Annotated in this window: 12 protein-coding genes; 4 read left to right on the top strand and 8 right to left on the bottom strand. The window is 71.6% G+C overall.

Annotated elements, in window-relative coordinates; genetic code table 11:
* Positions 1-294: 294 nt before the first annotated feature.
* The 3 genes from dapF to miaA form a co-directional block, all read right to left on the bottom strand.
* Complete coding sequence (dapF, locus tag BKI49_RS28155; protein WP_095937069.1) at positions 295-1,164, bottom strand: diaminopimelate epimerase; 870 nt, start codon at positions 1,162-1,164, stop codon at positions 295-297.
* A gap of 70 nt (positions 1,165-1,234) precedes the next feature.
* Positions 1,235-1,798 carry a hypothetical protein gene (locus BKI49_RS28150; protein ID WP_095937068.1) on the bottom strand — a complete coding sequence of 188 codons (564 nt, stop codon included), beginning with the start codon at positions 1,796-1,798 and terminating at the stop codon, positions 1,235-1,237.
* A 107-nt stretch (positions 1,799-1,905) separates the two neighbouring features.
* Complete coding sequence (miaA, locus tag BKI49_RS28145) at positions 1,906-2,844, bottom strand: tRNA (adenosine(37)-N6)-dimethylallyltransferase MiaA (RefSeq protein ID WP_095937067.1); 939 nt, start codon at positions 2,842-2,844, stop codon at positions 1,906-1,908.
* Positions 2,845-3,027: 183 nt separating this feature from the next.
* Between miaA and BKI49_RS28140 the strand changes: the two genes are divergently transcribed.
* A complete protein-coding gene (locus tag BKI49_RS28140; RefSeq protein WP_095937066.1) occupies positions 3,028-3,285 on the top strand; it encodes a hypothetical protein in 258 nt (85 codons plus the stop codon).
* Positions 3,286-3,309: 24 nt separating this feature from the next.
* Positions 3,310-3,573 carry an antitoxin gene (locus tag BKI49_RS28135; RefSeq protein ID WP_028802327.1) on the top strand — a complete coding sequence of 88 codons (264 nt, stop codon included), beginning with the start codon at positions 3,310-3,312 and terminating at the stop codon, positions 3,571-3,573.
* A gap of 106 nt (positions 3,574-3,679) precedes the next feature.
* Here the strand turns inward: BKI49_RS28135 and BKI49_RS28130 are convergent, their stop codons facing one another.
* The 3 genes from BKI49_RS28130 to BKI49_RS28120 form a co-directional block, all read right to left on the bottom strand.
* Positions 3,680-4,399 (bottom strand): class III extradiol dioxygenase subunit B-like domain-containing protein, encoded by a 720-nt coding sequence (locus BKI49_RS28130; RefSeq protein WP_095937065.1) that lies wholly within the window; start codon positions 4,397-4,399, stop codon positions 3,680-3,682.
* 407 nt (positions 4,400-4,806) lie between these two features.
* A complete protein-coding gene (gene miaB / locus BKI49_RS28125) occupies positions 4,807-6,333 on the bottom strand; it encodes a tRNA (N6-isopentenyl adenosine(37)-C2)-methylthiotransferase MiaB (protein WP_095937064.1) in 1,527 nt (508 codons plus the stop codon).
* Positions 6,334-6,373: 40 nt separating this feature from the next.
* Positions 6,374-6,892, bottom strand: a complete 519-nt coding sequence (locus BKI49_RS28120; RefSeq protein WP_095937063.1) for a pyrophosphohydrolase domain-containing protein — start codon at positions 6,890-6,892, stop codon at positions 6,374-6,376.
* Positions 6,893-6,979: 87 nt separating this feature from the next.
* Here BKI49_RS28120 and BKI49_RS28115 point away from each other — a divergent pair, with 87 nt between their 5' ends.
* Positions 6,980-7,978: a TAXI family TRAP transporter solute-binding subunit gene (locus BKI49_RS28115; RefSeq protein ID WP_095937062.1), complete on the top strand. Its 999-nt coding sequence runs from the start codon at positions 6,980-6,982 to the stop codon at positions 7,976-7,978.
* Positions 7,979-8,133: 155 nt separating this feature from the next.
* Here BKI49_RS28115 and BKI49_RS28110 read toward each other — a convergent pair whose 3' ends face one another.
* Positions 8,134-9,540 (bottom strand): HAMP domain-containing sensor histidine kinase, encoded by a 1,407-nt coding sequence (locus BKI49_RS28110; protein WP_095937061.1) that lies wholly within the window; start codon positions 9,538-9,540, stop codon positions 8,134-8,136.
* Between the two features lie 9 nt (positions 9,541-9,549).
* Positions 9,550-10,236 carry a response regulator transcription factor gene (locus BKI49_RS28105; protein ID WP_095937060.1) on the bottom strand — a complete coding sequence of 229 codons (687 nt, stop codon included), beginning with the start codon at positions 10,234-10,236 and terminating at the stop codon, positions 9,550-9,552.
* Between the two features lie 285 nt (positions 10,237-10,521).
* Between BKI49_RS28105 and BKI49_RS28100 the strand changes: the two genes are divergently transcribed.
* Positions 10,522-11,298: an amino acid ABC transporter ATP-binding protein gene (locus tag BKI49_RS28100; RefSeq protein WP_095937059.1), complete on the top strand. Its 777-nt coding sequence runs from the start codon at positions 10,522-10,524 to the stop codon at positions 11,296-11,298.
* Positions 11,299-11,302: the final 4 nt, after the last annotated feature.

The following is an 11,302-nucleotide window of genomic DNA, read 5'->3' as shown; positions in this document are numbered from 1 at the left end:
GGTTTACGGTTTCGATCTTTGGTTGGGGAGAGAGCGGGGAACGACACCTCGACCGGAGCGGCACGGTCCGGTGCCGTGCGGCGCGGTCCGGTGCCGTGTGGTCCCGGCCGGACTCGTGCGGCCCGGCCGGAACGGGCCGATGCCATGCACTGCGCCGCCGCGCCGCATGATCCCGACCAGAACCGTGCGGCCCGGCCGGAACGGGGCGGTGCGGTGCGGTGCGTGCATCGCACCGCGGTGCCGTGTGGTGCGGCTGAAGGCCGGGCGGTTCGCCGGACGGGATGCCGCGGGGGCTCAGCCCTGCGCGGCGGCCAGCCATTCCGCGTCGATCTCGCCCTCGGCGACGATCACCGCGGGCCCCGTCATCTCGATCTCGCCGTCCGGGCGCTCGGTGATGACCAGGCGCCCGCCGGGCACGTCGACGGTGTACGTCGCGGGCGTGCCCGTCACGGCCGGGTCGGCGCCGTCGCGGCGCGCCGTGGCGACGGCCACCGCGCACGCGCCCGTGCCGCACGAGCGGGTCTCCCCGACGCCGCGCTCGTGCACCCGCAGGGCCACGTGGCGCGGTCCGCGGTCGACCACGAACTCGACATTGACCCCGTCCGGGTAGGCCGACGCCGGGCTGAACGGCGGGGGCGTGAACAGATTGCCGGCGTGCGCGAGGTCGTCCACGAAGGCGACCGCGTGCGGATTGCCCATGTTCACGTTGCGGGCGGGCCAGCTGCGCTCGTCGACCCGGACGGTCACGTCGCCTTCGGGGAGGAGTGCCTTGCCCATGCCGACCGTGACGTCCCCGTCCTTGGCCAGGTGCACGGTCTTCACGCCCCCGCGCGTGGCGACCGCGATGTCCCCTTCGGCCACGTGTCCGGCACGCTGGAGGTAGCGCGCGAAGACCCGCACGCCGTTGCCGCACATCTCGACGGTCGAGCCGTCGCCATTGCGGTAGTCCATGAACCACTCCGCCTCGGTGGCCATCGCCCTGGCCTCGGGATGCGCGGCGGACCTGACCACGTGCAGCAGACCGTCGCCGCCGATGCCCGCGCGCCGGTCGCACAGGGCGGCGACGGCGGCCGGAGGCAGGTCGATGGCGTTCTCCGGGTCCGGGATGATCACGAAGTCGTTCTCGGTCCCGTGGCCCTTGAGGAAGGCGATCCGCGTGCTCATTCCTCGATCGTACGGGGTCGGCACGACACTCCCGCCGCCGCGGGGCCCGTCGGCACGGGCGACGGCGGGGTCAGCGCAGCCGCGCCACACGCCACACGGCGAGCACCGCCACCGCGGCGACGACCACCATGTACGCGATCGCCACGCGCCAGTCCGGGCGGCGGCCGGAGCCCCGCGGCGGGAAGCCCGGCCAGGTGTAGCCGACGCGGCGGGCGGCCATCATGCCCCAGCCCGCGGCGCACGAGCAGATCAGCAGGCCGAGCATGGCGACGACGGCTCCGCCGTCACCGAACTCGAAGGCCAACGGGAAGGCGAACATCAGCGAGCCGGTCGCGGCCAGCCCCACGATGGGCGCGAGCTGCCAGATGCGCAGCCTGCGCTGCGGGCGCAGCTCGACCTCGACCTCGGGTCCCGGGGACATCTCGTCGAGCCCGGGCCCGTCGGCGGTCACACCGCCCGGGGTGTCCTCGGGACCGTCGGAGCTCAGTCGCTCCGCGCCCGGCTCGGGGTTCAGACGGTCTCCGTCCGGGTCGATGCTCAGACGATCTCCATCGGGGCCGATGCCCGGACGGTCTCCGTCCGGATCGGCGCCGTGCTCGGTGTCTCGTGCTGTGTCGCGAGGGCCGGCCTCCATCGCCACGCGCCCTCCCAACTCGGACTTCACTGGTCGATCGAAGCTCGATGATGGCACGGCGCCGGAGGCCGCGATGACGGCCGGAGCGTCCCGATGCCATGACGTGATCAGGCTGTAACCGGTCGTTCGACCAACGCCAGTGCGAGTTCCGGGAGTTCTGTGAGATCCGCCGCAGCGCCGCTGAGCCAGTGCACCCGGGGGTCGCGACGGAACCAGGAATCCTGTCGGCGCGCGAAGCGTTTGGTGGCGCGCACGGTCTCCGCGCGCGCCTCTTCCTCGGTGCATTCGCCCGCGAGAGCCGCCAGCACCTGCTGGTATCCGAGCGCACGCGACGCCGTGCGCCCCTCACGCAGGCCCTGCTCCTCCAGCGTGCGCACCTCTTCGACGAGCCCCGCGTCCCACATGCGGTCGACCCGGCGGGCGATGCGGTCGTCGAGCTCGGGGCGCGCCACGTCGACGCCGATCTGGAGGGTGTCGTAGACGGAGTCATGACCCGGCAGGTTGGCGGTGAAGGGCTTCCCGGTGATCTCGATGACTTCGAGGGCGCGGACGATGCGCCGGCCGTTGCTGGGCAGGATCGCGCGGCCGGCCTCGGGGTCGGCCGCGGCCAGACGGGCGTGCAGGGCGCCCGATCCGCGCAGGCCGAGCTCCTCCTCCAGGCGGGCCCGCACCTCGGGGTCGGTGCCGGGGAACTCGAGGTTGTCGACGGCTCCCCGGACGTACAGGCCGGAACCCCCGACCAGGATCGGCCAGCGGCCTTCGGCGAGGAGGGAGTCGATACGGGTGCGGGCGAGCCGCTGGTACTCGGCGACGCTGGCCGTGACCGTGACGTCCCAGATGTCCAGGAGGTGATGCGGGACGCCGTCGCGCTCCTCGGGCGTCAGCTTGGCGGTGCCGATGTCCATCCCTCGATACAACTGCATCGAGTCGGCGTTGACGACCTCGCCTCCGAGGCGCCGGGCGAGGAAAACGCCCAGATCAGACTTTCCTGCCGCGGTCGGTCCTACGACGGCGATGACCCTGGGGGCGGGGGGTGCGCTACTCACCGCACCAGTCTCGCAAACCTCCCGGACTCTCCTCCAACGAGCTACGTGACGCCACGGGTCCGGCGTCGTTGCCTGTTGCGAGGTTCCAGCCGCCGGTTTTCGAGGACCGGTGACCCGGGCGACGCAATGGGACGCACCGGGTGACGCGGGATTTCGCCCTCACGAGTAACGTATGGAGTGGATATGGGCGTTTTTGCACGGCTTCTCCGGAAGTCGAAGGCCACGGAGGAGGCGTCGACCGCCGAGGTGCAGACCGGCCCGCGCCGGGCCGACGCCGCGGCGGAGACGGCGGAGGAGGCGAAGGCATCGTCCGAGACCGGAGGACCGGCCACCGCGGAGAAGCCCGCGGCGACCGCCGCCGAGGAGGACGTGGAGATTCCTCAGCAGCAGACGGCCGACAAGGCCGCGGACAACGAGGCCGGTGAGGGCGCCCGCAAGTAACTGTCCCGCGAGAGAAGGGGAACCATGAGTCTCCTGGAGACATTGAAGTCCAAGCTGGCGCCTGCGAAGGACAAGGTCTCGGACCTCGCGCAGCAGCACGGGGGCAAGGTCACCGACGGTCTGGACAAGGCCGCGAAGGTGGTCGACGAGAAGACCAAGCACAAGTACAGCGACAAGATCCACACGGGCACGGACAAGGCGAAGGGTGCCATGGACCGACTCGCGCACAAGGACAGTGGCGGGCCCACGCCCCCGCCGGACGCGCCGTCCCCGCCTCCGGCATCCTGAACAGCACCGCATATCGGCGGACGGCCGCGGAGCGCACCAGGCTCCCGGCCGTCCGCCGTTTTCACGCCCGGCCCACCCGGCCGGCTCGCGCGCACCGGCAGGTCCGCTACGACCAGGCCGCGACCAGGTATCCCACTCCGTAGGGAGCGTCGTCGTAGAGCAGGGCGCCGCCCAGCCCCGCGCCCTCGGCGGCGCCCGCGAGGACCTGCCAGGCGGCTCGGCCCGAGGCCTTCAGCTCGTACGCAAGCTCGCTGTCCAGCGCCTTCAGCGCCGCCAGGTCCGCCGCTCCCAGCGCCCGGGCGACCTCGGCGTCGAAGGCTTCCGCACGCTCGTCGAGATAGCCCGGCGCCTTGAGCGTCCGGCACGCGCTGGCGTCGCCCATCACCAGCAGCGCCACCCGCTCGGCCCGTCCGGCGATCGCCTGCCCGGCCCGGACGCAGCGCTCGGCCGCGAGGGGTTCGCCCACGCCGAGTCCCTCGACGGGGGCGTCGGACCAGTCCGTCCGCTCCAGCAGCCACGCGGCGACGGCCAGCGACGGCGGCAGCCCACGCTCCGCCGCGGCCGGGGCGGGCCCCTCTCCCCCGAGGTGCACGTCGAGATCGACGCCGAACCCACGGAAGGAGCCAGGTGCCCCTTGCGGGAACGTCCCACGCCCGGACTCGTCGGCGGGCCCCACGACGACCAGCAGGTCGGGACGGGAAGCGGCCAGCAGTCCCACCGCGTCGGTGCACGCGGCGCGCGCGGCGTCCAGCTCGGGGGCCGCGGCGGCGGCGACGTCGGGGACGAGCAGCGGAGGGCAGGGGCAGACTGCGGCGGCTACAAGCATGATCCGCAGCGTAACGCGCTCGGTGGGTGATCAGCCCCGAGTCGCCTTCCAGCCCGTGAGCAGGAAGGGGCGCGTGCGCGTGCAGCCGGGTGAACCCTCGCCGACGAGCCCGCCCGCGGGTCCGGGGCTCGCGTCAGCCCCCGCCTCCGGTCGGTCCGGGACAGTCCCTGGGTCAGGCCTGGGTGGGCTCGTCCCGGTCAGGCCTGGGTGGGCTCGTCCCGGTCAGGCCTGGGTGGGCTCGTCCCGGCCAGGCCTGGGTCGGCTCGTCCCGGCCAGGCCTGGGTCGGCTCGTCCCGGTCAGGCCTGGGTGGGCTCGTCCCGGTCACGTCGGAGCGGCCGACCCTGATCGGACCGGGGTCGGCCTGACTCCGGTCAGGCCGGGTCGCCCCGGCCCCGGTCAGGCCGGTTCAGTCGCAGCCGCAGCCGCTGCCCGTGGCGACCGGGAGCGGTGCGGGCACGCCGATCTTCGGCAGCCCGAGCATGACACCTGCCGGCTTCGCGGCCTCGGCGGCGGTGCGCTTCTCCCAGGCGTCCCCCGCGCGCGTGCGGCGCACGTTCAGGACCTGCCCCTCGGCGAGCAGGTGGTGCGGGGCGGCGTACGTGATCTCGACGGTGACCACGTCGCCGGGGCGCACCTCTTCGTCCGGCTTGGTGAAGTGGACCAGGCGGTTGTCGGCGGCGCGGCCGGAGAGCCGGTGGGTGGCGCCGTCCTTGCGGCCCTCGCCCTCGGCGACCATCAGCTCCAGGGTGCGGCCGACCTGCTTCTTGTTCTCGTCCCAGGAGATCTCCTCCTGGAGCGCGACGAGACGCTCGTAGCGTGCCTGGACGACCTCCTTGGGGATCTGCCCCTCCATGGTGGCCGCCGGCGTTCCGGGGCGCTTGGAGTACTGGAAGGTGAACGCCTGGGTGAACCGGGCCTCGCGGACCACGTGCATGGTCTGCTCGAAGTCCTCCTCGGTCTCGCCGGGGAAGCCCACGATGATGTCGGTGGTGATCGCCGCGTGCGGGATGGCCGCGCGCACCTTCTCGATGATCCCCAGGTAGCGGTCCTGGCGGTACGAGCGGCGCATCGCCTTCAGCACGGTGTCCGAGCCGGACTGGAGCGGCATGTGCAGCTGCGGCATCACGTTCGGGGTCTCCGCCATCGCGGCGATCACGTCGTCCGTGAAGTCGCGCGGGTGCGGGGAGGTGAAGCGGACGCGCTCCAGTCCCTCGATCTGCCCGCACGCCCGCAGCAGCTTGCTGAAGGCCTCGCGGTCGCCGATGTCGCTCCCATAGGCGTTCACGTTCTGTCCGAGCAGCGTGATCTCGGAGACGCCCTCGCCGACCAGCGCCTCGATCTCGGCCAGGATGTCGCCCGTCCTGCGGTCCTTCTCCTTGCCGCGCAGCGCCGGGACGATGCAGAAGGTGCAGGTGTTGTTGCAGCCGACGGAGATGGAGACCCAGGCGGCGTACGCGCTCTCACGCCGAGTGGGCAGCGTCGAAGGGAACGCCTCCAGCGACTCGGCGATCTCGACCTGGGCCTCTTCCTGGACGCGGGCGCGCTCCAGGAGGACCGGCAGCTTGCCGATGTTGTGCGTCCCGAAGACGACGTCCACCCAGGGCGCCTTCTTCACGATGGTGTCGCGGTCCTTCTGGGCCAGGCAGCCACCGACGGCGATCTGCATCCCGGGGCGCTTCGACTTCATCGGGGCGAGGCGGCCGAGGTTGCCGTAAAGGCGGTTGTCGGCGTTCTCCCGGACGGCGCAGGTGTTGAAGACGACCACGTCGGCGTCGCCGTCCGAACCCTCGGGCGCACGCACGTAGCCGGCGCCCTCGAGGAGCCCGGAGAGCCGTTCGGAGTCGTGCACGTTCATCTGGCACCCGTAAGTGCGCACTTCGTAGGTCTTGGGTTCCTGAACGTCCACTGCCTGACTCCGGTCGCTGCTGCTCATGTGACAAGGGTAGGCGGTACCCGGGGTACCTCCTGTCGCCCTATGCCTCAGCGGCCGTCCAGCCCTGACCGCGAAGGATCCGGGCGACGTCCGGGGCCCTGTAGTGGTCCCCCTTGAGGACCTTGCCGTCGGCCCTGCGGGCGACCCTGCCGTCGGGGCCCAGCTTCGTCATGTTGGACCGGTGGACCTCGGCGATCACGGCGTCCAGGTCGATGCCGTGGACGAGCGCGGTGCCGTAGGCCACGTACACGACGTCGGCCAGCTCGTGCGCCAGCCGGTCGAGCGGGCCGCCGACCGAGACCTCGGCGACCTCGGCGGCCTCCTCGGCGAGCAGGTCACCGCGCTGTGCGGCCAGGGCCGGGGACACCTCGGTCGGGGTACTGCTGGCGTCCAGACCGAACGCGAGGTGGAACTCGCGCACCAGGGACGCGGGCGACGCGGCAGGAGCGCCAGGGGTACGGGGCGAAGGCACGGGGACGGCGGAGGAGGGGTCCGGGACGCCGGAGGAGGGGGACGGGACGACGGGCGCGGGGTCCTGGGAGGGGTGGGAGGACTGCATCCGGCGACCCTACCGATCCGGGAGGTGGCCGCGCGGTCGGCGGGGGCGGCCCTGGTCATGGCAGCCCCCGGCTGGCAGGATCGCGGAATGCTTCAGGCACTCCCCCGTATCGGCCGGCGCCGCGCGCTGCTCGGCTCGGCGGCCGCGTTCGTGGTCTTCGGGCTGCTGCTGTGGTGGCTGCTGCCGCTGGGCGAGGAGTCGCCCAGCGGGACGGTCAGGTTCAGCACGGGCACGCCGACGGGGGTCTACCAGAAGTACGGCACCCTCCTCCAGGACGCCATCGCCAAGGACCTCCCCCGCCTGGACGTGCGTCTGCAGAACAGCGACGGCTCGCAGGAGAACGTCCAGCGGGTGGCCACGGGGCAGGCCGACTTCACCATCGCGGCGGCCGACGCGGTGGAGACGTACCTGCTGCACGGCAAGCCGGGGGCGAAGCGGCTGCGGGGCTGCGCCCGGCTCTACGACGACTACGTGCACCTGGTGGTCCCGCGCTCGTCGTCCGTGAGGTCGGTGGCGGACCTGCGGAACAAGACCGTCGCCGTGGGCCCGAGCGGCTCCGGGGTACGGCTGATCGCCAACCATGTGCTCCAGGCGGCCGGGCTCGACCCCGCCGAGGACATCCGCCCGGTGGCCGACGGCATCGCGACCATGCCGGACCTGCTCAAGCGGCACAAGATAGACGCCTTCTTCTGGTCCGGCGGACTGCCGACGAGCGCCGTGGTGGAACTGTCCAAGACGGACAGCATCAGGCTCGTGCCGATCGGCAGCAAACTCATCAAGAAGCTGCACGAGCAGGGCGGCGCCTCCCGCTACTACCGCGCCGCGGTGATGCCCGCCGACGCCTACCCCAAGGCTCAGCGCGGCATGTCCGTGCAGACGCTGGCGGTCGCCAATTACCTGATCACCCGGGAGGACGCGGACGCGGAGCTCACCCAGGAGCTCACCCGCACGGTGATCGCCAGCCGCGACCGCATCGGCGCCGTGGTGCACGCGGCGCAGCTCGTCGACCTGCGCACGGCCATCTACACCGACCCCCTGCCGCTGCACGAGGGCGCCCGCCGCTACTACCGGTCGATCAAGCCCTGACTCCGCTCAAGTCCAAGCCCTGACTCCGCTCAAGTCCTGGCCGCGCGCCGGGGCGGTCACCCACGGCCGGGCCGCGCGTGGGACGTCCGCTCCTCGGGCCGAGGCTCCGCACGAGGGCGGTCGATCGAGCCCCGCCCCGGCCGGACGGCGGTCGCTCAGGCGGCCGGCCCCGACCTCGGCACCTTCACCGTGACCCGCAGGCCGTGCGGCTCGTGGTGGTCGTACGCGATGGAGCCGCCGCCCGCCGAGAGCAGTGCGCGCGAGATGGACAGGCCGAGGCCCGAGCCCTTGATGTTCTGGTGTCCCGCGCTGCGCCAGAACCGGTCCCCGATGCGGGCCAGGTCCTCGTCGCTGAGGCCGGGGCCGCCGTCGGTCACGACGATCGTCGAGGCCTCCCCGTTCGAGGCGACCTCCACGTCGACGCTTCCTCCCCCGGGCGTGAACTTCACCGCGTTGTCGATGACCGCGTCCAGGGCGCTGGACAGTGTGACGGGGTCCGCCCAGGCCGTGGTGGCCGGGCAGGCCCCCGCGAGCCGTACGCCCTTGCTCTCGGCGACGGGCTGCCAGGACGCCACGCGCTCGGCCGTCAGGGCCCCGATGTCGGTCAGCTGGAGGTCGGCCTCGGCGTGCTCGGCGAGCGCCAGGTCGAGGAGGTCGTCGAGCACCTGGGCGAGCCGTTTGCCCTCGGTACGGACCGACGCGATCTCCTCATTGCCCTCGGGCAGTTCCAGGGCGAGCAGCTCGATGCGCAGCAGCAGCGCCGAGAGCGGATTGCGCAGCTGGTGCGAGGCGTCGGCGACGAAGGCGCGCTGCTGCTCCAGGACCTCTTCGACGTTGTCCGCCATCTCGTTGAACGACCGGGCCAGGCGTCTGAGCTCCGGCGGGCCGCCCGCGGCCGCCACCCGGGACTTCAGACGCCCGGTCGCGATGTCGTGGGTGGTGGCGTCCAGGACGCGTACCGGCCTGAGGACCCAGCCGGTGAGGCGCAGCGCCGCGCCGAGCGCGAGCAGCATCGCGGCGATCTCGCCCGCGCCGATGATCAGCCAGCCGTGCAGGGTCTTGGAGCGCATCTGCCCGGTCGGCGAGTCGGTGACGACGACGGCGATGACGTCACCGTCCCTGATGACCGGGGAGGCGACGACGAGGCGGTGCCGCTGCCAGGGCCAGACCTGTTGCGGGTCGTGGCTGCGCCGGCTGACGCGCGCCTCGTTGAACGCGTCGCGCGCCTCGCCCTTCTTGGGCAGGAGCCAGGTGTCCGGGGCGTTGGCCATGGGCGTGTCGTTGCGGTAGAAGACGCCGGCCCGGATGCCGTACACGCTGTAGTAGCGGGCGAGTTCCGTGCGCAGGGTCTGGCCGCGTTCGTCGGTGAAGTTCTCCGGGGCCGCGGTCGGCGGGTCCGTGACGAACTGGGCGAGGGCCGCGAAGCGCGCCGTGTCGTCGATGCGGTCGACGACCACCCGTTGCTGCTCGGCCGCCGCCACACTCACGGCCAGCGGAACACCGAGCGCCAGCAGCACGGCGGCCATCAGGACGATGAGCAGCGGCAGAAGACGTGTGCGCACCCGGCCCCGCTACGGCACCGGGGCGACGAGCCGGTACCCGACGCCGCGTACGGTCTCGATCAGCGCCGGCATGCGCAGTTTGGAACGCAGGGACGCGACGTGCACCTCCAGGGTGCGCCCGGTCCCCTCCCAACTGGTCCGCCACACCTCGCTGATGATCTGTTCCCGGCGAAAGACCACCCCGGGCCGCTGGGCCAGCAGTGCGAGGAGATCGAACTCCTTGCGGGTCAGTTGGACGGTCGAACCGTCGACGGTGACCTGGCGGTTGGGAAGTTCGATGTGCACGGGTCCGAGCCGCAGCGCGGTCTCGCCGTGCGTGGCGGCCTCGTCCGGCACGCTGCGCCGGCTCACGGCGTGGATACGGGCGAGCAGCTCTCCGGTGTCGTACGGCTTCACCACGTAGTCGTCGGCGCCGAGGTTGAGGCCGTGGATGCGGGAGCGTACGTCGGAGCGGGCGGTGACCATGATCACCGGGGTGCTGGTCCGCTTGCGGATCTTGCCGCACACCTCGTAGCCGTCCTGGTCGGGCAGTCCCAGGTCGAGCAGGACGACCCCGAAGCCGTCGCACTCCGGCACCAGCGCCTGGAGCGCCTCCTCGCCGCTGCGGGCGTGCGTGACGTCGAAACCGTGTCGCGCCAGCACCGCGGACAGGGCAGCGGCGACATGGTTGTCGTCCTCGACGAGGAGCAGTCTCATTCCGGCCCCCTCCGGTTCATCGGTCGTACGGTCTCGGCTTGTAGAAACGCGACGCACGCGCGCGTGCACTGTGGAAGTCACGCCGATGGATAAGGATGGCGTCAAGAGCCATCGGGTTGCCGACGGCTTCCGTTACCCAGCCGGTACGCGACCGCGTACCCCCTGCTACGACACGTGTCCGATTGCTACCGGATCGTGATGCTCAAGTTCCCCTCAGATGTAATGACGCTGGTCGTACGGGGTTACTACTGTCCTCCGAAACCGAGGAGGATGGAGCCAAAAGCGATGACCGAAGCATCGGTGGCCAAGGACGCCGTGGCCGCGGCCGAGGAACTGGTCGTCCTGAAGGGCGTCAACAAGCACTTCGGCGCGTTGCACGTGCTCCAGGACATTGACCTGACGATCGCCCGCGGCGAGGTCGTCGTGGTCATCGGGCCCTCCGGGTCCGGAAAGTCCACTCTGTGCCGCACCATCAACCGCCTGGAGACCATCGACTCGGGTGACATCTCGATCGACGGCAAGCCGCTGCCCGAGGAGGGCAAGGCACTCGCCCGGCTGCGGGCCGACGTGGGCATGGTCTTCCAGTCCTTCAACCTCTTCGCGCACAAGACGGTGCTCGAGAACGTGATGCTGGGGCAGATCAAGGTCCGCAAGGCCGACAAGAAGGCCGCGGCGGAGAAGGCCCGCACGCTTCTCGACCGCGTCGGCGTCGGCACGCAGGCGGACAAGTACCCCGCACAGCTGTCGGGCGGCCAGCAGCAGCGTGTCGCGATCGCCCGGGCGCTGGCCATGGACCCCAAGGTCATGCTCTTCGACGAGCCGACCTCGGCGCTGGACCCCGAGATGATCAACGAGGTCCTCGAGGTCATGCAGCAGCTCGCCAGGGACGGCATGACCATGATCGTCGTCACCCATGAGATGGGCTTCGCCCGTTCTGCCGCCAACCGGGTGGTGTTCATGGCCGACGGTCGCATCGTCGAAGAGGCTGTGCCGGACCAGTTCTTCAGCAACCCGCGCAGCGACCGTGCCAAGGACTTCCTGTCGAAGATCCTGCACCACTGACGTC

Source organism: Streptomyces sp. Tue6028 (genome assembly GCF_002300165.1).
Classification (GTDB): Bacteria; Actinomycetota; Actinomycetes; order Streptomycetales; family Streptomycetaceae; genus Streptomyces; species Streptomyces siamensis.
The sequence above is the reverse complement of the archived record's forward strand: the minus strand, read 5'-3'. Positions and strand labels throughout refer to the sequence as shown.